The organism is Mycobacterium sp. TY815 (genome assembly GCF_030755135.1).
In the GTDB taxonomy this organism is placed as follows: Bacteria; Actinomycetota; Actinomycetes; order Mycobacteriales; family Mycobacteriaceae; genus Mycobacterium.
Window position 1 is genome coordinate 608,901 of sequence record NZ_JAUFRX010000001.1, and the last position, 22,646, is coordinate 631,546.

The 22,646-nt window shown below is 66.8% G+C and carries 19 protein-coding genes; 13 read left to right on the top strand and 6 right to left on the bottom strand.

Features of this window, described 5'->3' with window-relative positions:
* The first annotated feature begins 13 nt into the window (after positions 1-13).
* Positions 14-1,795: a hypothetical protein gene (locus QXK92_RS02525; protein WP_306240090.1), complete on the top strand. Its 1,782-nt coding sequence runs from the start codon at positions 14-16 to the stop codon at positions 1,793-1,795.
* On the opposite strand, the gene QXK92_RS02530 is transcribed toward QXK92_RS02525, so the two are convergent.
* Both QXK92_RS02530 and QXK92_RS02535 read right to left on the bottom strand, forming a co-directional pair.
* Positions 1,792-2,433 (bottom strand): hypothetical protein, encoded by a 642-nt coding sequence (locus QXK92_RS02530; RefSeq protein ID WP_306244147.1) that lies wholly within the window; start codon positions 2,431-2,433, stop codon positions 1,792-1,794. The genes QXK92_RS02525 and QXK92_RS02530 overlap by 4 nt on opposite strands.
* A 10-nt stretch (positions 2,434-2,443) precedes the next feature.
* On the bottom strand, positions 2,444-3,637 hold the full coding sequence (locus tag QXK92_RS02535; protein WP_306240091.1) for a hypothetical protein: 1,194 nt from the start codon (positions 3,635-3,637) through the stop codon (positions 2,444-2,446).
* Between the two features lie 116 nt (positions 3,638-3,753).
* Between QXK92_RS02535 and dop the strand changes: the two genes are divergently transcribed.
* The 4 genes from dop (at position 3,754) to prcA (ending at position 7,308) form a co-directional block, all read left to right on the top strand.
* Positions 3,754-5,250 carry a pup deamidase/depupylase gene (gene dop / locus QXK92_RS02540; protein WP_306240092.1) on the top strand — a complete coding sequence of 499 codons (1,497 nt, stop codon included), beginning with the start codon at positions 3,754-3,756 and terminating at the stop codon, positions 5,248-5,250.
* Between the two features lie 191 nt (positions 5,251-5,441).
* Entirely contained in the window at positions 5,442-5,636 is a 195-nt protein-coding gene (locus tag QXK92_RS02545; protein WP_065049939.1) for a ubiquitin-like protein Pup, read from the top strand.
* Complete coding sequence (gene prcB, locus QXK92_RS02550; protein WP_306240093.1) at positions 5,633-6,493, top strand: proteasome subunit beta; 861 nt, start codon at positions 5,633-5,635, stop codon at positions 6,491-6,493. The genes QXK92_RS02545 and prcB overlap by 4 nt, the downstream gene beginning before the upstream one ends.
* Positions 6,490-7,308 (top strand): proteasome subunit alpha, encoded by an 819-nt coding sequence (gene prcA, locus QXK92_RS02555; protein ID WP_306240094.1) that lies wholly within the window; start codon positions 6,490-6,492, stop codon positions 7,306-7,308. Before prcB ends, prcA begins: the two co-directional genes overlap by 4 nt.
* An 8-nt stretch (positions 7,309-7,316) precedes the next feature.
* Here the strand turns inward: prcA and QXK92_RS02560 are convergent, their stop codons facing one another.
* Together QXK92_RS02560 and QXK92_RS02565 are read right to left on the bottom strand one after the other, a co-directional pair.
* Positions 7,317-8,939, bottom strand: coding sequence for a PPE family protein (locus QXK92_RS02560; protein ID WP_306240095.1), 1,623 nt, complete (start codon positions 8,937-8,939; stop codon positions 7,317-7,319).
* Positions 8,940-9,026: 87 nt separating this feature from the next.
* Complete coding sequence (locus tag QXK92_RS02565) at positions 9,027-10,376, bottom strand: GAF domain-containing SpoIIE family protein phosphatase (RefSeq protein ID WP_306244149.1); 1,350 nt, start codon at positions 10,374-10,376, stop codon at positions 9,027-9,029.
* 247 nt (positions 10,377-10,623) lie between these two features.
* Here QXK92_RS02565 and pafA point away from each other — a divergent pair, with 247 nt between their 5' ends.
* The 7 genes from pafA (at position 10,624) to QXK92_RS02600 (ending at position 18,939) form a co-directional block, all read left to right on the top strand.
* Entirely contained in the window at positions 10,624-11,982 is a 1,359-nt protein-coding gene (gene pafA / locus QXK92_RS02570) for a Pup--protein ligase (RefSeq protein WP_306240096.1), read from the top strand.
* Positions 11,983-11,999: 17 nt separating this feature from the next.
* Complete coding sequence (locus QXK92_RS02575) at positions 12,000-12,998, top strand: YafY family protein (RefSeq protein WP_306240097.1); 999 nt, start codon at positions 12,000-12,002, stop codon at positions 12,996-12,998.
* A gap of 58 nt (positions 12,999-13,056) precedes the next feature.
* Complete coding sequence (locus QXK92_RS02580; protein WP_306240098.1) at positions 13,057-14,037, top strand: YafY family protein; 981 nt, start codon at positions 13,057-13,059, stop codon at positions 14,035-14,037.
* Positions 14,038-14,137: 100 nt separating this feature from the next.
* On the top strand, positions 14,138-14,401 hold the full coding sequence (gene tatA / locus QXK92_RS02585; RefSeq protein WP_306240099.1) for a Sec-independent protein translocase subunit TatA: 264 nt from the start codon (positions 14,138-14,140) through the stop codon (positions 14,399-14,401).
* A 26-nt stretch (positions 14,402-14,427) separates the two neighbouring features.
* The gene (tatC, locus tag QXK92_RS02590; protein WP_306240100.1) at positions 14,428-15,387 is read left to right on the top strand and encodes a twin-arginine translocase subunit TatC; all 960 of its coding nucleotides are present in this window, start codon (positions 14,428-14,430) and stop codon (positions 15,385-15,387) included.
* Positions 15,371-18,130, top strand: coding sequence for an RNA helicase (locus QXK92_RS02595; protein WP_306240101.1), 2,760 nt, complete (start codon positions 15,371-15,373; stop codon positions 18,128-18,130). Before tatC ends, QXK92_RS02595 begins: the two co-directional genes overlap by 17 nt.
* An 89-nt stretch (positions 18,131-18,219) precedes the next feature.
* Positions 18,220-18,939 carry a DUF4333 domain-containing protein gene (locus QXK92_RS02600; RefSeq protein ID WP_306240102.1) on the top strand — a complete coding sequence of 240 codons (720 nt, stop codon included), beginning with the start codon at positions 18,220-18,222 and terminating at the stop codon, positions 18,937-18,939.
* 1 nt (position 18,940) lies between these two features.
* Here QXK92_RS02600 and QXK92_RS02605 read toward each other — a convergent pair whose 3' ends face one another.
* Positions 18,941-19,891, bottom strand: coding sequence for a 5'-3' exonuclease (locus tag QXK92_RS02605; protein ID WP_306240103.1), 951 nt, complete (start codon positions 19,889-19,891; stop codon positions 18,941-18,943).
* Between the two features lie 40 nt (positions 19,892-19,931).
* On the opposite strand from QXK92_RS02605, the gene QXK92_RS02610 reads away from it, so the two are divergent.
* Positions 19,932-21,047: a Xaa-Pro peptidase family protein gene (locus QXK92_RS02610; protein ID WP_306240104.1), complete on the top strand. Its 1,116-nt coding sequence runs from the start codon at positions 19,932-19,934 to the stop codon at positions 21,045-21,047.
* A 49-nt stretch (positions 21,048-21,096) separates the two neighbouring features.
* Here the strand turns inward: QXK92_RS02610 and QXK92_RS02615 are convergent, their stop codons facing one another.
* Positions 21,097-21,729: a DUF5631 domain-containing protein gene (locus tag QXK92_RS02615; protein ID WP_306240105.1), complete on the bottom strand. Its 633-nt coding sequence runs from the start codon at positions 21,727-21,729 to the stop codon at positions 21,097-21,099.
* Between the last annotated feature and the right edge of the window lie 917 nt (positions 21,730-22,646).

The following is a 22,646-nucleotide window of genomic DNA, read 5'->3' on the forward strand; positions in this document are numbered from 1 at the left end:
TAGAGTCGCGCGGGTGCGATTGCGCTTTGGTCCTGGTGAAGAGGACGCCTACGCCGATACCCGCGGGGTGCTTCTGGAAGAGCTCAACGGGTGGCTGGACCTCCCGGAGATCGAGCGTTCCGGAACGGTCGTCAACGTAGGGTTCGTGCTGGATTGGCGGTACCGCGACTCCGACGGCGTGCTGGACGACTTCGCGCCGAGCGACATCGCCGACCTGATGTTGAAGTGGTGCCCACCGCGGCTGGCGGGCCGGGCTGAGGTCGTTCCCTTTCTGTGCGACGCCGTCCAGATCTACCTCGAGTTCATGGCGGCCACCGGACGGCTGGTCGGCGGCCGCAAGCGCGCCACCCGGCTGATCGGGCTGGTCGACGATCTGATGCCGGCCCTGCTGGCGGAGGTACAGGACCCGTCGAGCGTCGAGGAGTATTCCGAACAACCGCAGCGCACTTACGAGTTGCCGTTCGTATACCTGCGGCCACCAGCAGCCGAGGTCGAAGCTGCTGCGGCTGCCGCGCCGTTGCTGGCGAAGTTCAGGACGCTGTGCGCGTACCTGGGTCCAGACGGGAAGCAACTGACCGAGAACGGCAACCTGAAGCTGGCAGATGGCCGGGCGCTGGTGGACCTGCTGGAAACCGGCGACATGATGGAGATGCAGCTCGGCGGCACCACGATCAGTGCGAAATCTACGAGGTCGTTGCGCCGGCTGGATTTCATCGTCACCTTTGCCAGGCACGCCGGCGCGGTCCGGGCGCTTAAAGGTCGCCTGGTTCCGGTGAAGGCGTGGGCAGCGCGCCCGGCCGTGCAGCAGGCAGAGGCACTTTTCGCGGCGCTCGTGCAGCGGGGCCCGCTGGAAGTCGAAATCTCCGATTCCTGGCTGTACTCGCTTGAACTGCGCCAACTACTCGACGATGGAATCGTGCACTGGCTGGCGCCACTGCTCGCACCGGGCGCCGTCGAGTCCTTCGACGCCATGGTGGAGTGGGCGCAGTCGGCGGCGACCACGAAACACGAACTGCTCGATCCTGACGATGAATGGAACTACGAGTCCATCGAGGCGGATATGAGCCGCATCTTCGAGGTGCTCGAGCAAGCCGGTGTGGTCCTTTGGACCGATCGGCAGGAAGTGCCCGAGCCATTCGGTCCCACTGTCTGGACCGGCGGCACGGTGGCGCTTACGGCGTTCGGCCGCCATGTCCTGCCGGACTATCTCGGTGACGCGGGATACGTGCTAAGGCGCGCCGAAGATGTCGTCCACGCTGACGCCCCCGCTCTGATCGACGCGCTGTTTTCAGCCGGCGACACGGACCGGGAGGCGCTGATCGCGGCTTGGCAGGCGGAGCGGCCGACCACGGAGCGGGTGCAGATGCTCACCGAAGCAATCGTGGCGGCTTCCAACGGAGCGAGTCGCGGAATGGCGCTCTCGGTGCTGGACCATTTCGACATCGACGTGGCGGAGCCGTTCGTCCGTCAATTGCTGGACACACCGGTCGCCGGCCATGCGGCACTGTGGCTTATGTCGCAGGGGCGGGCCGATGCGGAGACGGTTGGCAGTTTCATCGACATGACGGTCATCGTGGATGTGCTCGCGGCCGGCGTGGACGACCCGAAAGAGCTGTGCGAATTCTTCGGCAGCTTCCCTGAACCGTTCGGGCTGCTCGATGACATGTGGCGCCATCCCGCACCTGAAACCGCAGTCGTACTTGACGCGCTCGGACACCACCTACAACACAAAGCGCTGGCCAAAGCCGCGCGAAAGGCGGCGGTCAAACACCGCAGCTGGATGGCGAACCGCTAACTCACCAGCGAATAGCTGTTGGTCAGGTCGTCCTGGATCACCTGCGCGGCCTGCGTGGTGGTGTCCACCCGCAGTGTCTCGGGGAGCACCCGCGCATGAAAGGTCCAGCCCGCAGGCAGGTTGAGCCGATCGCCTAGCTTGGGCAGATCGGCGCGTGAAAGCTTGGGGTCGACGACCTGACTCCAGGTCTGCATGACCCATTGTCGGCCGTGCGGATCCTGCAGTTCGTAGACCTCTTGGCCGGCGTCGAAGACGAAAACGGTGTTCCGGCTGACCTGATTCACGGTGTACGGATTCGGGTTCATCGACGCGAGCAGCACCGTGGCCTGCAGGATCATGTCGATGCCGCCGAAGTTCTTGATGATCTGCGGGCCCTGCTGAGTCTTTTCGATGCTGTTCATCAGCCAATAGCGTGGGCCGTTGAGAAGTGCTGTGGCGGCGCCGTTTTCGGTCGCGATGGCATGGGCGTCCAACGCCGTCCACAGGTCGGCGGGACAGTCGTTGAGGGGGAAGCTGTTATAGACGGTGGCCTGAGGGCCTGCCTCGCCGGGCGTTACGAGAAGCACTTCGCCGTAACGTTTCCCGGAAAGGTCGCCCGAATCTTGGTGGGCTGCTGAGGGCGATTGAGGGGCTGACACCAGGGTGAACCTAATCACCCAGGTCAGCGCCGTCAACACTGGTCACCGGCGCGTTCGCCATCCGATTGCGATAGCGGTTCCGCGCGGTCAGGGTGGCATGCAGATCACCAATCAGCGGGTCGACGAAATTCGACCGGTAATCGTCGTCGCCGGCTGCCCGGGCGCTGATGTACATGAACGTCAACGCGCCCAGGAACAGGCACAGGTGCACCAGTGAGTCGGGCACCGGGACCGTCAGACCCAGCACGGTTGTGTCGTTATCGGTCGTGCGGGCCCACTCCTTGAGCAGGGCGGGCGTGAGCACAATCAGGCCGAGGGTCACGTAAATGCTCGCCGTCAGCGCGGCGACCACCGCGATCTGCGCCAGTTGCGAGGCGGCCAGCACGAAGATCACGTTGACGCGCTCGGCGCGGGTCAGCTTGGGACTGTTCGCTGGATCAGACATCGCCTCGAACGGCGTACCGGCCAGGCGTTCGGAGTCCTGGGGCACCGCCGCCGGTGAGCGCAACATCGGCCTGACGCGCTCGCCCGTCGCTGAGACCACGAACGCCGCGGCGATGCCGACCAGGAAAAGAATTGCCACAGCTAGCCGATCGCTGCTGATCATCGCCGACATCAACCAGACGTTGCCGTTGAAGAACACCAGTGTCGTCAGCAGCACCACCGGTAGTGCCCGCACCGCGAGTGCTCCGATCGAGGTGAGGTGCGACAGCGTCATGCGTGCCGCCCACCCGACGACCGACCCGACTCCGCAGCCGGTCAGCACCATCAACACCACCGCGGTCACGACGGCTTCGGGAAGGTGCGACGGGTCCGTTTCCACGACGATGACGATCCCCACAACGGTGATTGCCGCGGTGGATGCCAGGGCGCGGTACCGACGGTCGGAGATGCGGGACACCCACCATCCGGCCAGCGCCATCGCCAAGGGTGCAAGGCCGATAAGCCCGAGCAGCGACCACTCCTTGGCCGACGGATTGTCGTCGATGACGACTTCTTTCTGGCCGTCGGTAAGGAACAGGATCGGCACGGTCCAGCAGTGCATGGTCGCATAGGCCGCCAACATCGGAGCCGATCGCGACCACAGCCGCCGCCACCTGCCGCGAGTCGTCAGAACCGAGGGCAGGCCGCGTTCCAGAAACCAGCTTTCAGCCTCGTCGGTCACCGACGCCCGGCGTACCGGCGAGCGCACAAAAGGGCTCATGGCGGCTCACATTAATGGCGGACGGCCGCGGCGGGCGCACGTGACGAGAGGCGGAATTCCGGCGTCAGCCACCCGCTCCTGATCGGGGGTCACAGCGGGACCGTAGTCTTTAACTCATGCAACGGATTATCGGGACGGAGGTCGAGTACGGCATCTCCTCGCCGTCGGACCCGACCGCCAACCCGATCCTCACTTCGACACAGGCGGTACTGGCCTACGCCGCCGCCGCCGGCATCCAGCGCGCCAAGCGAACCCGCTGGGACTACGAGGTCGAGTCGCCACTGCGCGACGCCCGCGGCTTCGACCTGAGCCGCTCGGCCGGTCCGCCGCCGGTGGTCGACGCCGACGAGGTCGGCGCCGCCAACATGATCCTGACCAACGGTGCGCGGCTCTACGTCGACCACGCCCACCCGGAGTACTCGGCGCCCGAGTGCACCGACCCGATGGACGCGGTGATCTGGGACAAGGCCGGTGAGCGCGTGATGGAGGCCGCTGCCCGCCATGTCGCGAGCGTCCCCGGAGCGGCCAAGCTGCAGCTCTACAAGAACAACGTCGACGGCAAGGGCGCGTCCTACGGGTCGCACGAGAACTACCTGATGTCGCGGCAGACGCCGTTCTCGTCGATCATCGCCGGGCTCACCCCGTTCCTGGTGTCGCGGCAGGTGGTGACCGGATCCGGTCGGGTGGGTATCGGTGCCTCGGGGGACGAGGCCGGTTTCCAGCTGTCGCAACGTTCGGACTACATCGAGGTCGAGGTCGGACTGGAGACCACCCTCAAGCGGGGCATCATCAACACCCGCGACGAGCCGCACGCCGACGCCGACAGGTACCGCCGGCTGCATGTCATCATCGGCGACGCCAACCTGGCCGAGACGTCGACCTACCTCAAGCTGGGCACCACGGCGCTGGTCCTCGACCTGATCGAGGAAGGCGTCGATCTGAGCGATCTGGCGCTGGCGCGCCCGGTACATGCCGTCCACGCGATCAGCCGCGACCCGTCCCTGCGTCAAACCGTCGCACTGGTCGACGGCCGGGAACTGACCGGCCTTGCGCTGCAGCGGATCTATCTGGACCGAGTGGCCAAGTTGGTCGACAGCCGCGACCCGGACCCAAGGGCCTCGCATGTGGTGGAGACCTGGGCCGAGGCGCTCGACCTGCTCGAGCGCGACCCGATGGAGTGTGCCGAGTTACTGGACTGGCCGGCCAAGCTGCGGTTGCTCGAAGGCTTCCGGCAGCGGGAGAACCTGAACTGGTCGGCGCCGCGCCTGCACCTGGTGGACCTGCAGTACTCGGACGTGCGACTCGACAAGGGCCTGTACAACCGTCTCGTGGCGCGCGGCTCGATGAAGCGGCTTGTCACCGAGCAACAGGTACTGGCGGCGGTGGACAATCCGCCGACGGACACCCGCGCGTACTTCCGCGGCGAATGTCTGCGCCGGTTCGGGGCCGACATCGCCGCGGCGAGCTGGGACTCGGTGATTTTCGATCTGGGCGGCGATTCGCTCGTCCGGATCCCGACGCTGGAGCCGCTGCGGGGCAGCAAGGCGCACGTCGGCGCGCTGCTCGATTCGGTGGACAGCGCCGTCGAACTGGTAGAACAGCTCACGAGTTAGTGCGACGACCGTGGGGATCGGTGCGGCCCCAGGTGGGGGTGCCCCCAGGCGCGTGGCGTCGAGGGGCGGCGTCGGGCAGTGATGCTTAGGTGGTGGTTAGACCGACGAATTGTCGGTGGGCAACGGTAGGGTAGAGAAAAGCCTGCGGGCGTGTGACGGCGCCAGCGGCTCATGACAAGCAGGAGGCGGCGATGGCGCAGGAGCAGACTAAACGCGGCGGTGGTGGCGGCGACGACGATGACGTCACCGGCGCGGCGGCCGCAGGTCAGGAGCGTCGCGAGAAGCTGACCGAGGACACCGACGATCTGCTCGACGAGATCGACGACGTGCTCGAAGAGAACGCCGAGGACTTCGTGCGCGCTTACGTCCAAAAGGGCGGACAGTGACCTGGCCGTTGCCCGATCGCCTGTCCATCAATTCAGCACAACCCGGATCCGTAGACCTGTCGTCCTTCGCGGATTTCCTGCGTCGCCAGGCGCCTGACCTGCTTCCCGCAAGTCTCAGCAGCGCCACCGTGGGTGACCAGCTGCCGCACGGCACCACCATCGTCGCGCTCAAGTACCCCGGCGGTGTCCTGATCGCCGGCGACCGCCGCTCGACACAGGGCAACATGATCGCGGGCCGCGATGTCCGCAAGGTCTACATCACCGACGACTACACCGCCACCGGCATCGCCGGAACGGCAGCCATCGCGGTCGAGTTCGCGCGACTCTACGCGGTCGAACTCGAGCACTACGAAAAGCTGGAAGGTGTCCCACTGACCTTCGCCGGCAAGGTGAACCGGCTGGCCATCATGGTCCGTGGCAACCTGCCGGCCGCGATGCAGGGGCTGGTCGCGCTGCCGTTGCTGGTGGGCTACGACATTCACGCCGCTGATGCCGAGTCGGCCGGACGCATCGTCTCCTTCGACGCCGCGGGCGGCTGGAACATCGAGGAAGAGGGATACCAGTCAGTGGGCTCGGGGTCGATCTTCGCGAAGTCGTCGATCAAGAAGCTGTATTCGCAAGTCTCGGATGCGGATTCGGCTCTGAAGGTGGCCGTGGAGGCGTTGTACGACGCCGCCGACGACGACTCGGCGACCGGCGGACCGGACCTGGTCCGCGGCATCTACCCGACCGCGGTCACGATCGACGCGGACGGAGCGATGGAGATACCGGAGCGGCGCATCGCGGAACTGGCCCGAGGAGTCATCGAAACGCGTTCGCGCGCCGACACTTTCGGCCCCGACGGTGGTGAGAAGTGAGCTTCCCGTATTTCATCTCGCCTGAACAGGCGATGCGCGAGCGCAGTGAGCTCGCACGTAAGGGCATCGCCCGCGGTCGCAGCGTCGTGGTGTTGGCGTACTCCGACGGCGTGCTGTTCGTCGCGGAAAACCCGTCGCGGTCGCTGCAGAAGATCAGCGAACTCTACGACCGGGTGGGGTTCGCCGCCGCCGGCAAGTTCAACGAATTCGACAACCTGCGGCGCGGCGGAATCCAATTCGCCGACACGCGGGGCTATGCCTACGACCGCCGCGACGTCACCGGCCGCCAGCTGGCCAACGTCTACGCTCAGACCTTGGGCAGCATCTTCACCGAACAGGCCAAGCCCTACGAGGTCGAGTTGTGTGTCGCGGAGGTGGCCCACTACGGCGAGACGAAAGCGCCCGAGCTGTACCGGATCACCTATGACGGGTCGATCGCCGATGAGCCGCATTACGTTGTGATGGGTGGCACCACCGAACCGATCATCAACGCGCTCAAGGAGTCCTACGCCGAAAACGCCGACCTCGCCTCTGCACTCAAAGTGGCGGTCAACGCGTTGCGGGCCAACAGCGGCGACAACGCCACCAATGGCCAGCCTGCGCTCGGTGTTGCCAGCCTGGAAGTTGCGATCCTGGACGCCAACCGGCCGCGACGGGCATTCCGCCGGATCAACCGCGCGACCCTGGAATCACTACTGCAGGAGTCGGATTCCGCCGAGGCCACGGACGAGGCTACCCGCGAGGCCGCCGGAGGTGCCGAACAGCCGGAGAGCCCGGAGAAACAGGCAGAACCCGAGGGCGACTCCTCGTCGTAGTCGCCGCCTCACCGCCAGGTGTTGGGCAGCATCGGCAGGGTAGGGCCATCGTCGAACTGGCCATCGTGCAGCCTCGTCAGTCCGGCGGCCTGGGTCACGGTGTCCTGGCTGAGCGTCCCGGCCAGTCCGAGCCGTTGCGCACCTCGGTCTGACGCCGTGGAGTCTGGTGTGCCCAGCGGTTCGTCCCAGTCCGGCTCGACGTCGCCGTCCATGTCCAGGTACTCGTCGCCGGGCTGACGCTGGATGGTGCGGGACCGCTGCCTAGCCCGTGCCTTTCGGCGCTCGGCCGCCCGCGACTGCGCTGCCGCCGGCGCGCGATCGGGTTCGGCGGCCTTTTTCCTGACGCTGGCGCTGGCGCCGGCCGCCATGCCTGAACCGAATCCGATACCGGGCGGGCCCACCGCGTAGGGCGGTGCAAACCCGGCGGCTGGTCCGGGTGATGTGGTCGGCAGCGAAGAGATCGGAGCGGGCGCGCTCGTGGGAGCGGGGGCGGGTGCCGGAGTGGACGTCGGGGCTGTAGCGACTCCTGTCGGCGCAGAACTCGATCCCGCGAGGTGCCACGAGCTGGGCTCGTCCGCTCCGGTCAGCGGCTCGGGCGCGGCCATCGGTTGGGGCGGCGCGGCCAGCCCTGCCAGGCCGGCTAATCCACCGGCCGACGCGGCCGGAACCACCACCGCGCCGCCGGCCGCGGCCAGCAGCAGCGGGGACTGGGTGATGGCGGTGCCCAACTGGGCGATATGAGTCGGCCAATCGAAGATCGCCAGGGCCAGCATGTACTGCACAGCCTGTGCCGGGTTCTGCGACATCTGCATGGAGTCCCCGATCAGTTCGAGGCCCCGGGCGAGGTACCACATCGGCTGGGTGGCGTCCGCGTAGTACTCGTAGTCAAGACCGTTGAGCATTCCGGCGGCGGGGTCCCAGTACACACCGAAGTTTTCCAGGACGTCGGCGATGAAGGTCGTCACGACGTTGGATACCAACGGATTACGGATCAGTGGGTTGATTCCGAATTCGTTCAGAATCGGTTCCAGCGCCTTGAGAGCGATTCGCACCGGGTCGAGGGATGCAGCGGGTTGAGCTTGCGCCGGCGCGGCAGAGCGGACGATTTGCGGCGCCGGAACCGGTGATGGCGCCGACGCGACCGCTGCTGTCGCACTCGTCTCGTAGACGCTCATCGTGGTGGCGGCCTGAATCCACATCCGGACATAGTCGGCCTCATTCAGTGCGATCGGAATGGCATTGATTCCGAAGAAGTTCGTCGTGACCAGGGCTGCGTGGAGGGCGTGGTTGGCAGCCAGTTCCGACAGGGTCGGCATGGCGGCCAGAGCGGCGGAGTAGGCCGCCTCGGCAATCTCGTGCCGGCAGGCCGCCGCGGCGCTGTCGGCGCTGGCCTGCAGCAACCATGCTGCGAAGGGCTGGTGGGCGGCCGTCCACGAGGAAGCCCCCGCCCCCTCCCACGCTTGCTGCGTCGCGGCGGTCAGCGTGCTGATCTCGTCGGCCGCGACGGCGTATTCAACGCTGAGGGCACGCCAGGCTGCTGCCGCCGCTGCCAGCGGCCCCGGACCCGGCCCCTGGCTCAACAGCGCGGAGTGCACCTCCGGCGGTAGTGCCATCCACACAGCCGCCGTCATCCAGTCAGCCCTCCGAGACTTCACCTGAAAGTTTCGGACAGCCTAACTTTTCGATTAGGTAGATCGATAACGGGGATGGAAGCGTTGTCAGCGAGCTCTGATCGCGAGCAGCGCGATGTCGTCCTCCGGTCCGAGTTTGGGGATGAGGGTGGCCAGTTCGTCGATCAGGCCCCTGACTTCCGGCCCCGCGTGTTCCGCGGCGAAGGCGGCCAGGCTGTCTTCGTTGAACGGGTTGGCACCGCGACGGGCTTCGACGATGCCGTCGGTGTAGAACAACAGCGTCTGACCTGGACGCAGTGTGACGTCGCAGGAGTGGAATGTGGCGTCTGCCCGCAACCCGACCAGTGTTCCTTCGTCGGAGCGGACCTGCGTTGCCGTCCGGTTGGCGGGATCGAGCAGCAACGCCGGGGGGTGACCGCCGGTGGCGATGGTGATGGCAAAGCCCTCGCCGCCCGGGAGCCGCTTCAGGGTCCCGAACAGCACAGTGCAGAAGCGCCGGGTGTCCAGCTCGCGCAACAAGACCGCGTTGAGTTCGGCCAGCCCTTCGGTGGGGTCGCTGTAATGCAACGCAGCAGACCGCAACGTGTACCGGATGAGCGAGGTGACCACGGCGGCATCCACCCCATGCCCCTCGACGTCGCCGATGAAAAACGCCCACCGGTCGTCAGCCAGGGCGAACACGTCGTAGAAGTCACCGCCGATCCGGCGCGCGGAGGCGGGATGGTAGTGAGCCGCCAAAGATGCGCCCTCGATCGTTGGCAGCATCGGGGGCAGCAAGGTTCGCTGCAGGACCGCGGCGTATTCCTCGGTCAGGTCGCGGTCGTACTCCGCGATATTGCGGTCCCGGATCGCGACGTCACGATCCAGGCGTGCGTCATCACGCTCGCGTTGCGCTTCGTCGAGGTCACGGCGCGCCGTATCACGCGCCTGCTGCGCGTGGTAGCGCTCGAAGCGAGCATCGTCGCGCGCGTATTCGGCGGCACTGCGTAGGCCGCGTTCCACGCCCAGCGCATCCAACGAGGCCAGCCGCAAATCCAGCTGCTCCATCACGATCGCGGCGAGGTCTTGCAGCACCGACACTTGCGTCTCTGACAGGGTCCGCACCTCGGTGTCCATCACGGCCACCGCACCCAGGCTGTATCCGTCAGGGGTCACGACCGGGGCGCATGCGTAGAAACGGATCTGGTGAGCGTGCACCCACCGGTTGCCGGCGGTCCGGTGATCGGTGAGCGCGTCTTGCACCACGTACGGCGTCGTGCCCATGACGGCCGAGGCGCACAAACCCTCATCCCGCGGGATCTGGTCCGGGGCGGGCAGGCCGTACGCGGCCATCAGGTAGATGTCGTCCTCGCCGACCATCGACACCGTCGCCATGGGCATACCGAGAGACCGAGCGGCTAACCCCGGAATTCGCTGGACTACCCGGTCGGGGGGCATGCCGAGCACGTGGTAGCGGCGAAGCGCTTGCACGCGAGCTCTGTCTGCGTCACTGCCCGGAAGCAGATTTTCTGAAATGGTTCGTCACATTCCGCGCGGGAGGATTATCTGACACCCCGACGCCCGAAGGGGGCACGCGCCATCATATCCAATCCCCATGGTGGATTCGCGGGCCAACCGCAGCGATGTGGTAACGAGGGCGTGGCTTGCGCGCCGCGACATTTCGACAACAAGTACCCTCGATTACGTGCAGCGACGAATTATGGGCATCGAGACAGAGTTCGGTGTCACCTGCACCTTTCACGGGCATCGCCGACTGTCTCCGGACGAGGTGGCCCGCTACCTTTTCCGGCGGGTGGTGTCGTGGGGTCGCAGCTCGAATGTTTTCCTGCGAAATGGCGCGCGCTTGTATCTCGACGTGGGCAGCCACCCCGAGTACGCGACCGCGGAATGCGACAGCCTGGTCCAGTTGGTCACCCATGACCGGGCCGGTGAATGGGTGCTCGAAGATCTGCTGATCGATGCCGAGCAGCGGCTTGCCGACGAGGGCATCGGCGGCGACATCTATCTGTTCAAGAACAACACCGACTCGGCGGGCAACTCCTACGGCTGCCACGAGAATTATCTGATCGTTCGGGCCGGCGAGTTCTCCCGGATCTCCGATGTCCTGTTGCCGTTCCTGGTCACCCGTCAGCTGATCTGCGGGGCCGGCAAGGTTTTGCAGACGCCGAAGGCCGCCACCTTCTGCCTGTCGCAGCGCGCCGAGCACATCTGGGAGGGCGTCTCGAGCGCGACCACTCGCAGCCGGCCGATCATCAACACCCGCGACGAGCCGCACGCCGACGCCGAGAAGTACCGGCGGCTGCACGTCATCGTCGGCGATTCCAACATGTGCGAAACCACCACCATGCTCAAGGTGGGCACCGCCGCACTGGTGCTGGAAATGATCGAGGCCGGAGTCGCGTTCCGGGACTTCTCACTGGACAACCCCATCCGCGCCATCCGCGAGGTCAGCCACGACACCACCGGTCGCCGGCCGGTCCGGCTGGCCGGCGGACGTCAGGCCAGTGCCCTGGACATTCAGCGCGAGTACTACAGCCGTGCCGTCGAGCATCTGCAGACCCGGGAACCCAACGCGCAGATCGAGCAGGTGGTCGACCTGTGGGGCCGCCAGCTCGACGCCGTCGAGAGCCAGGACTTCGCGAAGGTCGACACCGAGATCGACTGGGTGATCAAGCGCAAGCTCTTCCAGCGCTACCAGGACCGCTACAACATGGAGCTGTCCGACGCCAAGATCGCCCAGCTGGACCTTGCCTATCACGACATCAAGCGCGGCCGCGGCGTCTTCGACCTGCTGCAGCGCAAGGGCCTGGCGGCCCGGGTGACCACCGATGAGGAAATCGCCGACGCCGTCGACCACCCGCCGCAGACCACCCGTGCCCGGCTGCGCGGTGAGTTCATCAGTGCCGCGCAGGCCGCCGGGCGCGACTTCACCGTTGACTGGGTGCACCTCAAGCTCAACGACCAGGCTCAGCGCACGGTGCTGTGCAAGGATCCGTTCCGCGCCGTCGACGAGCGGGTCAAGCGACTGATCGCGAGCATGTAACCCTTAATCTGGACCGGATGCCCATCAACAAAGTTGAGCGACTGGTCAATCTGGTCATCGCGCTGTTGTCCACCCGTGGCTACATCACGGCCGACAAAATCAGGTCCAGCGTCGCCGGGTACGCCGACAGCCCCTCCGCAGAAGCGTTTTCCCGCATGTTCGAACGCGACAAGAACGAACTGCGCGACCTCGGCATACCCCTGGAAGTGGGCAAGGTCTCCAACCTCAACCCCACCGAGGGCTACCGGATCAACCGCGACGCCTACGCGCTGCCGCCCGTCGACCTGACCCGGGAAGAGGCCGCCGCGGTCGCGGTCGCCACCCAGCTGTGGAAGTCACCCGAGTTGATCACCGCAACCCAGGGCGCGCTGCTCAAGCTGCGCGCGGCCGGTGTCGACGTCGATCCCGTGGACACCGGGGCTTCGGTATCCATCGCATCTCCGGCCGGCGTCCCGGGGCTGCGAGAGTCCGAAGAGGTTCTCGGAATCCTGTTGAAAGCCATCAATTCCCGGCAGGCGGTCCAATTCCCGCACCGGTCGTCGCGTTCGGCGCCGTACACCACCCGCACCGTCGAACCCTGGGGCGTGATCACCGACAAGGGCCGCTGGTATCTGGTCGGTCATGACCGCGACCGTGACGCCACCCGCACCTTCCGGCTCTCGCGCATCGGCGCCGATGTCACCGCGATCGGTGAGCCGGGCGCGATCACCGTGCCGGACGGCGTCGACCTGCATCAGATCGTCGCCGACGCGGTCGCCGAAGGGCCGACCGGAGCGCTGGCCACGGTCTGGGTTGCCGACGGACGTGCCACAGCGCTGCGCCGCGCCGGACGCTCCGTCGGACCCCGCGAATTGGCCGGGCGCCACGGCGAGGTGCTGGAACTGGACATGGGGTTCAACGACCGGCTTGCCCGGGAGATCGCCGCCTACGGGGCCGACGCGATCGTGCTCGAGCCGGCGTCGTTGCGCGAGGATGTGTTGTCCAGGCTGCGGGCAGCCGCCGGGGAGGGCCGATGAACTGCGCCGGCGACGATGCAGTGGGGGTACCGCCCAGTTGCGGAGGAGGGTGTCGTCGATGACCCCCGTATCCGACCGGCTGGTCCGGTTGCTCAACATGGTGCCGTACCTGCAGGCCAACCCCCGCATCACCAAGACCGAAGCGGCAGCCGAACTCGGCGTCTCCGAAGACCAGCTGCAAAAGGACCTCGAGCAGCTGTGGATGTGCGGCCTGCCCGGCTACGACCCTGGTGATCTCATCGATTTCGAGTTCTCGGGTGACACGGTCAAGGTGACGTTCTCCGCCGGCATCGACCGGCCGCTCAAGCTGACCTCGCCGGAGGCGACTGGACTGCTGGTAGCGCTGCGTGCGCTGGCCGACATTCCCGGTGTGGTCGATCCCGAAGCGGCGCGCAGCGCGATCGCCAAGATCGCCGCGGCGGCCGGGGCCGCCGGGCACGACGACGCCGCGGCCGCCATCGACGAACCGGCGCCGATGGAGAGTCGCGCCGCCGCGACGGTGCGTGCCGCGGTGCGCGACAAGCGAGCGTTGACCATCGACTACTACGCCGCCTCGCACGACTCGCTCACCTCCCGCGTCGTCGACCCCATCCGCGTCCTGCTGGTCGGCGACCACAGCTACCTGGAAGCCTGGTCACGCGAGGCCGAAGGGGTCCGGCTGTTCCGGTTCGACCGGATCGTCGACGCCACAGCGCTCGCCGAACCCGCCGCACCCCCGGAACCGGTGTTGCAGTCGCCACCCGACACGTCGCTCTTCGACGGTGACCCGGCCCTGCCGTCGGCGACGCTGCGGCTGGACCCGTCAGCGTCCTGGATGTTCGAGTACTACCCGCTGCGGGACCCGCAGGAACTGCCGGACGGCTGCTGCGATGTGACCATGACCTATGCCTCCGAAGACTGGATGACCAGGCTGATTCTGGGTCTCGGGTCGGCCGTGCGGGTACTGGCGCCGGAGTCGCTCGCCCAGCGGGTGCGCGCGGCCGCCCTCGCGGGCGTCGAGGCGTATCAAGCCGTGCAAAGTACCTCTGAGCAGGCATGACGTCCTAAAGCGAGCGGCGCGCGGCGGTGCAAGGGTTCGCTTGTCCCGGCCAGGCACCTGTGCTGCGGTAGCATCGGGTGAACGTCTGGAGGTAATCAAAGTGGGCAGTCTTCAACCGTGGCACTGGCTGATCCTCGCTGTCGTGGTGATCGTCCTGTTCGGTGCCAAGCGGCTTCCCGATGCGGCGCGCTCATTGGGCAAGTCGCTGCGCATTTTCAAGTCCGAGGTCCGTGAGCTGCAGAGCGAGAACAAGACCGACTCGTCTATCGAGACTCCTGCGGCGGCTCCCACACCGGTGCAGTCGCAGCGTGTCGAACCGCCAGCCGCCGCCGAGCAGGGTCACACCGAAGCACGGCCGGCGTAGTCCGTCCTCACTTCTGACCAAATGTCGTGAAAGGTCCCAGGGTTTCAGCGCGCGCTTTTGGTCCTCTCAAACGCCTCAACCCGCGTAACCGGCGTAGCCGGGTCAACCCGGACGGGACGATGTCGCTGGTCGACCATCTGACCGAGCTGCGTACCCGGCTGTTAATTTCGATGGCCGCGATCGTGGTCACTACGGCGTTCGGCTTCATCTGGTACTCGCACCCGATCTTCGGGATGGAGAGCCTCGGCGAGTGGCTGCGCCACCCTTATTGCGCGTTGCCCCAGTCCGCGCGGGCCAGCATCAGCGCAGACGGGCAATGCCGGCTGCTGGCCACCGCGCCGTTCGACCAGTTCATGCTGCGGCTCAAAGTCGGGATGACGGCCGGGGTCGTCCTGGCCTGTCCGGTGTGGTTTTACGAGCTGTGGGCGTTCATCACGCCCGGGCTGTACAAGAAGGAGCGCCGCTTCGCCGTGGCCTTCGTGATTCCGGCTGCGGTGCTCTTCGTCGCCGGAGCCGTCCTGGCCTACCTGGTGCTGGCCAAAGCGCTGGGGTTCCTGCTGACGGTCGGCAGCGACGTGCAGGTGACCGCGCTGTCGGGTGACCGCTACTTCGGCTTCCTGATCAATCTGCTGGTCGTCTTCGGGGTCAGCTTCGAATTTCCGTTGCTGATCGTGATGCTCAACGTCACCGGCATGCTGACCTACGAGCGGCTCAAGTCGTGGCGTCGTGGGCTGATCTTCGCGATGTTCCTGTTCGCCGCGGTGTTTACTCCGGGATCCGACCCGTTCTCGATGACCGCGCTCGGTCTGGCGCTCACGGTGCTGCTCGAATTCGCCATCCAGATTGCGCGGATCCATGACAAGCGAAAGGCCAAGCGCGAAGCCGCCGCCGCTGCGATCCCCGATGACCAGGCGTCCGTCATCGAACCACCCTCGCCGATACCGGCGCCGTCGGTGATCGGCGGAACACATGACGACGTCACCTGAGCCGTCCGTCCCGGAGGGCCTGCCGGAGCTGACCCGGTTCGCGGCCGAGCTGGCCTTTCCCCTCGATGACTTTCAGCGCCGGGCTTGTGCCGCCCTCGAAGGCGGTCACGGGGTGCTGGTCTGCGCGCCCACCGGCGCCGGCAAGACGGTTGTCGGCGAATTCGCCGTACACCTGGCGCTCGCCGGCGGGGGCAAGTGCTTCTACACCACGCCGCTGAAGGCGCTGAGCAATCAGAAGCACACGGACCTGACGGCGCGCTACGGCAAGGACAAGATCGGGCTGCTCACCGGCGACCTCTCGGTCAACGCCGACGCCCCGGTGGTGGTGATGACCACCGAAGTGCTGCGGAACATGCTCTACGCGGATTCGGCTGCGCTGCAGGGTCTTTCGCACGTGGTAATGGACGAGGTGCATTTCCTGGCCGACCGGATGCGCGGTCCGGTCTGGGAGGAAGTGATCCTGCATCTGCCCGACGAGGTGCGGCTGGTCAGCCTGTCTGCGACGGTGAGTAATGCCGAGGAATTCGGCGGATGGATCCAGACGGTGCGCGGCGACACCACCGTCGTGGTCGACGAGCACCGGCCGGTGCCGTTGTGGCAACACGTTCTGGTCGGCAAGCGAATGTTCGACCTCTTCGACTATCGCGCCGAGGGTTCGAGCAAGGACAAACCGCACGTCAACCCCGAACTGCTGCGCCACATCGCACACCGCCGCGAAGCCGACCGCATGTCGGACTGGCAGCCGCGCCGGCGCAATGCCGGACGGCCCGCCCGGCCGCGCTTCTACCGCCCACCCGCCAGGCCCGACGTCATCGCATCGCTGGACTCGTCCGGGCTGCTGCCGGCCATCACCTTCGTGTTCTCCCGTGCCGGCTGCGATGCCGCCGTGCAGCAGTGCCTGCGCTCGCCGCTGAAGCTGACCACCGAGGAGGAACGTGCGCAGATCGCCGAGGTCATCGAGCACCGCTGCGGCGACCTGGCAGACGACGACCTGGCCGTGCTGGGTTACTACGAGTGGCGCGAAGGACTGCTGCGGGGCCTGGCCGCCCATCACGCCGGCATGCTGCCGGCCTTTCGGCACACCGTCGAGGAACTATTCACCGCCGGCCTGATCCGGGCCGTCTTCGCCACCGAAACGCTGGCCCTGGGCATCAACATGCCGGCCCGCACCGTGGTGCTGGAAAAGCTGGTGAAGTTCAACGGCGAGCAGCACGTGCCGCTGACGCCGGGGGAGTACACCCAGCTGACGGGGCGAGCAGGCCGGCGCGGCATCGACATCGAGGGCCATGCGGTGGTGCTCTGGCACCCGGATGTGGAGCCTTCGGAGGTGGCAGGCCTGGCATCCACCCGCACCTTCCCGCTGCGCAGCTCGTTCGCGCCGTCGTACAACATGACGATCAACCTGGTGCATCAGCTGGGGCCGGAGCAGGCGCACCGCTTGCTGGAGCAGTCGTTCGCGCAGTACCAGGCGGACCGGTCGGTCGTGGGCCTGGTGCGTGGCATCGAGCGGGGCGAGACGATGCTCGCCGAGATCGCCGCCGAGCTGGGCGGGCCCGAGGCGCCGATCCTCGAATACGCACGGATGCGTGCGCGGATCAGCGAACTCGAGCGGTCCCAGGCACGAGCGTCGAGGCTGCACCGCCGGCAGGCCGCCAGCGATGCCCTCGCCGCCCTGAAACGCGGCGACATCATCAACATCAACCACGGCCGGCGCGGTGGGCTGGCCGTGGTCCTGGAATCCGCCCGCGACCGCGACGACCCGCGACCCCTGGTGCTGACCGAACATCGGTGGGCAGGCCGGATCTCGTCCGCGGACTATTCGGGCGCGACCCCGCCGGTCGGGTCGATGACGCTGCCCAAGCGGGTCGAACACCGCCAGCCGCGGGTACGACGCGATCTTGCCTCCGCTCTACGCTCAGCCGCCGAAGGCCTGACGGTCCCTTCGGGCCGCGGTGACAAGGCGGACACGCACTACGACCCGGACTTGGCGTCACTGCGCGAGCAGTTGCGCCGGCACCCGGCCCACAACTCGCCCGGTCTGGAGGAGCAGGTAAGGCAGGCCGAGCGCTATCTGCGCATCGAACGCGACAACGCGCAGCTGCAACGGAAGGTGGCCGCGGCCACCAATTCCCTGGCCCGCACCTTCGACCGGATCGTCGGCCTGCTCACCGAGCGTGAGTTCATCCAGGGGCCGCCGACGGACCCACACGTCACCGACGACGGCCGATTGCTGGCGCGGATCTACAGCGAGAGTGACCTTTTGGTGGCCGAGTGCCTGCGCACCGGCGCTTGGGCCGGGCTGAAGCCGCCGGAGTTGGCGGCCGTGGTCTCGACCGTGCTCTACGAGGCCCGCGGCGGTGACGGCCCCGGCGCCCCGTTCGGCACCGACGTGCCGACACCGCGGCTGCGGCAGGCGCTCGGGCAGACCGCGCGGCTGTCCACGGCGTTGCGCGCCGACGAGCAGACGCACCGCATCGGGCAGACCCGCGAACCCGACGACGGGTTCGTCCACGTGATCTATCGCTGGGCGCGTACCGGTGATCTGGCCGCAACCCTGGCGGCGGCCGATGCCTACGGTTCCGGATCTCCATTGTCAGCAGGCGATTTCGTGCGCTGGTGTCGCCAGGTGCTCGACCTGCTGGACCAGGTCCGCAATGCGGCACCCGACCCCGACGTGCGGTCCACAGCCAAGCGCGCTATCAATGACATTCGGCGCGGCGTCGTCGCAGTTGACGCCGGGTAGGCTAGGCCGGAGCTACGGTTACATCCGGAATGCGTACAGAGGCCACCGGGGGCGACGGTGGCGAGGACACATCAGACTGAGGAGTAACGATGAGTGGACCGCAGGGGCCAAACCAGTCATGGCAGCCGCCCGGGGGTTCCTCGGACCCGACCGTGGCGGGATCGCCATGGCAACAGCAAGGCGGCAATCAGGACGCGACATGGCACGCCCAGTCGTACCCCGCCGCGGAGTATCCCGGCTACCAGCAGCCGGCTGACCCCGCTTATCCCCAGCAGTCGCCCGGGTACGGTTCGGACTTCGGATCACAAGCCACTCAGTACGGTGCCACCCCGCAGTACGGTCAGCCGCCCCAGTACGGACAGCCACAGCAGTACGGTCAGCCCCAGTATGGGCAGCCGCCCCAGTACGGGCAGCCGGGCCAGCCGGGTCAGTACCCGCAGCAGCCGTACAGCCAGACCCCGCAGGGTCCGAAGCGTTCCAAGGCATTTCTCGGCGCTGTCATCGGTGGCATCGCGCTGCTGTTCGTGATCGTCATCCTGGTGCTCGGTTTCGTGGTTCCCGGGTTCTTCGTCACCACCAAGCTGAACGTGAACAAGGCGAACACCGACGTGCAGTCGATCCTCACCGACGAGACCAACGGTTACGGCGCCAAGAACGTCAAGGACGTCAAGTGCAACGGCGGCTCCGACCCGGTCGTCAAGAAGGGCAGCACCTTCGACTGCACCGTGAGCATCGACGGCGCGAACAAGCACGTGACGGTCACATTCCAGGATGACAAGGGCACCTACGAGGTCGGTCGGCCCCAGTAAGTCACAGGGCGTCGAGCGCTTTCTGCAGCCGAGAGATCGAGGATCCGACGCCGTAGCGGGTGGCCAGTTCGGCGGTGCGTTCGGGATGGGCCGCGTGCAGCGGCAATTCGTCGCTGGGCGTGGACAGCGTGACGGGTGCGTCGGTCGCCACCCGCACCACCGTGCCGGCCGCCTCGATGTAGTCCGTCGAGGACTTGATTTTCGCCCGTAATCCCTTGGCCATCTTCGACTTTGGATCCTCGGCGGCAGCGACGATCTGCTCCAGCGAGCCGTGCTGCGCGAGTAGCGTCGCCGCGGTCTTCTCGCCGACCCCCGGCACGCCTGGCAGCCCGTCGGACGGATCGCCGCGCAGCAGAGCGAGTTCGGCGTATGCCGGGCCGGCCCGATCGATCGGAACCCCGTACTGCTCGGCTACCTGGGCGGGTCCGAACAGCGTCGCCTTCGACAGACCCCGGCCCAGGTAGAGCACGCGGACGGGGACGGGTTCGTCGGCGACCACCTGCAGCAGGTCGCGATCGCCGCTGACGACGACCACCGGGTCGTTGCGTTCCTGTGCGGCCAGGGTTCCCAAGACGTCGTCGGCCTCGAAACCGGGCGCACCGGCCGTCGGGATGCCGAAGGCATCCAGCAACTCCATGATCATGTCGACCTGGGGGGTGAGCTCGTCGGGTACTTCCTCGATGTCGGGTTCACCGGCAGGTCCCTCGGCGGCCACGCGGTGCGCCTTGTAGGACGGGATCAGGTCGACCCGGAACTGCGGGCGCCAGTCCAAATCCAGGCACACCGCCAGCCTGCTGGGCTTGTGCTGGGTGATGACCACCGCCATCGAATCGATGAATCCGCGAACGGCGTTCACCGGCCTGCCGTCGGGGGCCTTGATCGAGGACGGCACCCCGAAGTACGAGCGAAACCACATGCTGGCGCCGTCCAACAGCAACAGGGGTGCGGGCATGCTGATCATCCTGCCAGGCCGTCCGGTTAGCCTGGCTGCCATGGACACTGACCGATTCGAGGCCGCGGTGTATGCCCGACGGCTGAGGGCCGCCGCGGGATTGGCCGAGCGGGCCGGCTTGGCTGGTCTGGTCATCACGCCCGGATATGACCTGCGATATCTGCTCGGGTCGCGAGCGGAGACGTTCGAGCGGTTGACCGCTTTGGTGGTGCCTGCCGTTGGTTCGCCGACGGTGGTGCTGCCCCGGCTGGAACTGGCTTCGTTGAAGCAGTCTGCGGCTTCGGAATTGAGCGTCAGCGTGCGGGACTGGGTGGATGGGGAAAACCCGTACGCGATGGTGGCCGCCGCGTTGGGAAGCGGTGCTTTCGCCGTCAGCGATTCCATGCCGGCTCTGCACCTGTTGCCGTTGGCTGCTGAGCTGGGTGTGACACCGGTGCTCGCCACTGACGTGTTGCGCGAGCTGCGGATGGTCAAGGAGCCGTTGGAGATCGAGGCACTGCGCGCGGCCGGTGCGGCCATCGACCGGGTGCATGCACAAGTGCCGTCGTTCCTGGTGCCGGGGCGGACCGAGGCCGAGGTGGCCGCAGATATCTCGAGAGCGATTGTGGCCGAAGGGCATTCCGAGGTGGCATTCGTGATTGTCGGTTCGGGTCCGCACGGGGCTGACCCGCACCACGGGTATTCGGACCGGGAGCTCGCGGAGGGCGACATCGTCGTCGTCGACATCGGCGGTTTGTACCGTCCCGGGTACCACTCGGACTCGACCCGTACCTACAGTATTGGCGAGCCGAGTCCTGAAGTTGCCCAACACTATTCGGTGTTACAGCGAGCTCAACGCGCCGCGTGCGATGCGGTCCGGCCGGGCGTGACGGCGTCGCAGGTGGACGCCGCGGCCCGTGATGTGCTGGCCGAGGCCGGCCTTGCGGAATATTTCGTGCATCGCACCGGGCACGGCATCGGGTTGTGCGTGCATGAGGAGCCCTACATCGTTGCGGGCAATGATCTGCCGCTGGTGGAAGGCATGGCGTTCTCGGTCGAACCGGGTATCTACTTCCCGGGGCGCTGGGGTGCCCGCATCGAAGACATCGTGGTAGTCACGTCGGACGGTGCTTTGTCGGTCAATAACCGGCCGCATGAGCTTGTCGTCGTGTCGTAAGCCCTGGTTGGGCAACGGGATTCAGGGCTTGCGGCTTGCGGATGCGCCGTCAGTGCGCCTTCGCTGCCAGAAACCAGGCGAGATGGTAGTTGGCGGTTGCCTTATCCCCGGCAACTAAAGCATCGATTGCGGCAAGCAGCTGCCAGTTGCCCACCTCGTGGCCGTTGACTCCGTCGGGGTAGCTGTCCAGTACCCGCTTGCTGGTCGTCGCGAGATGCTCGCGCAGCAGGTTGATCTCGGAATCCAACACGCCGGTGCCGGCGGAGGCCGCCTTCGCCAGGGTATGGGCAAGCCGGGGTAGGCCGTCACGCCATTGGGTCGCTTGGCTGAGCTCCCATCCGAGATCGTTGACGTCCGGGGCGGTGCGGGGTCGCGACGAAGTCGGGGTCTCGTTATCGGCATGGGGCAGATGATGGATCGGGGTGTAGCTGGCGGTGACGGTAGCGCCGCCCAGTAGTGCTTCCAGGTTGCCGCGGCGCCGGGCCGGCGCCAGCAGGGTCACCGCGGACGGCAGTTCGATGCCCGGCGGGATCCAGCCGCTAGCCAGATCAGTGACGAGGAACGTGGTGTTATCGGCGTGGTCACCGGCAGCCCAGGCCAGCCGGGGTTGCTGACGCGCGACCGCGTTGACCAGGCGCTGCAACCGTTTTCGCGCTGTGTCCTCGGCCGAGATGGTACCCATTGTGGCCCCGGCGGCAGTCGCGGCGACGGCCTGGGTTCCCAATGCTGATGGAGGTGGCGGTGTGGGGGATGGGCTGGTCTGGCGCACGACGGCCGGCTGGTTCGCGGGCGATTGAGCTGCTGACGGCGTCACCGGCGCGGAGGTCGGGTTGGCCGACGGCGGTAACGGGGTGCCCGGTGCTGCTGGCGGGCTGGTCGCAGTCGAGACCGGAGGCCGTATGTCGGAGCCGTAGCTAGGCAGGGGGCCCACGGCTTGCGGCGTTACGGGTGGCGAAACTGGCTGGGGCGCAGCGACTATCGGTGTGGGAGTAGCTGGTGCCGCGTCCATCGCCGGTGCGTGGTGGACCGGCGGTGGGGAGTCGACGACCGGGACGTGCACCTGCGGGCTGGGAGCTGCTGATGGGATCGTCTGCGCGGCATGGGAAATCTGCGGTTCTGTCGACGTCACGGGGATCGACGGCGCGACGTGCGCGGCTGCGGACAGCGGGGCTCCCGATTCCATGCCCTTGTTGAAGCTTTGAGCGAGTTCGGTGGGGGAGAGGGTTGGGGTGGGGGGAAGCGCTGCGAGTGTTTCGCTGGACGTACCTAGCGGCGCTGGCACCTTGACAGAGGATGCCGCTGGCACGGGCACCGCGGTGTGATTGGGAACCGTCAACGGCATGCCAGTCTCGGCGCCAAGGCTGATTGGTAGCGGTGATTTGGTGGGCGATTGACCTGACACCGAAGCGATCTTTGGCCCGGTCGAGGCATTACGTGGAACTCCGGGACCTACGTCAGGGCCGCGCGAAAGTGTTGCTGCTTGCACATGGCTTGGTCCAGCGCCGAGATTGGTGGGCAGCGCCCCCGTGCCTCGGCCCTCTGTCTCTGGTGCCGGGGCGGCGACCAGAGGCTTGGTCGACTGGTTGTGGGGAATGCCTG

Bases quoted from the DNA above. Each gene is read 5' to 3' on its own strand.
- QXK92_RS02610 (WP_306240104.1), top strand. From the start codon at position 19,932: ATGGACACTGACCGATTCGAGGCCGCGGTGTATGCCCGACGGCTGAGG.
- QXK92_RS02535 (WP_306240091.1), bottom strand. From the start codon at position 3,637: ATGAGCCCTTTTGTGCGCTCGCCGGTACGCCGGGCGTCGGTGACCGAC.
- QXK92_RS02600 (WP_306240102.1), top strand. From the start codon at position 18,220: ATGAGTGGACCGCAGGGGCCAAACCAGTCATGGCAGCCGCCCGGGGGT.
- QXK92_RS02595 (WP_306240101.1), top strand. From the start codon at position 15,371: ATGACGACGTCACCTGAGCCGTCCGTCCCGGAGGGCCTGCCGGAGCTG.
- QXK92_RS02545 (WP_065049939.1), top strand. From the start codon at position 5,442: ATGGCGCAGGAGCAGACTAAACGCGGCGGTGGTGGCGGCGACGACGAT.
- dop (WP_306240092.1), top strand. From the start codon at position 3,754: ATGCAACGGATTATCGGGACGGAGGTCGAGTACGGCATCTCCTCGCCG.
- QXK92_RS02575 (WP_306240097.1), top strand. From the start codon at position 12,000: ATGCCCATCAACAAAGTTGAGCGACTGGTCAATCTGGTCATCGCGCTG.
- QXK92_RS02605 (WP_306240103.1), bottom strand. From the start codon at position 19,891: ATGCCCGCACCCCTGTTGCTGTTGGACGGCGCCAGCATGTGGTTTCGC.
- QXK92_RS02615 (WP_306240105.1), bottom strand. From the start codon at position 21,729: ATGGGTACCATCTCGGCCGAGGACACAGCGCGAAAACGGTTGCAGCGC.
- QXK92_RS02565 (WP_306244149.1), bottom strand. From the start codon at position 10,376: ATGCCCCCCGACCGGGTAGTCCAGCGAATTCCGGGGTTAGCCGCTCGG.
- QXK92_RS02580 (WP_306240098.1), top strand. From the start codon at position 13,057: ATGACCCCCGTATCCGACCGGCTGGTCCGGTTGCTCAACATGGTGCCG.
- QXK92_RS02560 (WP_306240095.1), bottom strand. From the start codon at position 8,939: ATGACGGCGGCTGTGTGGATGGCACTACCGCCGGAGGTGCACTCCGCG.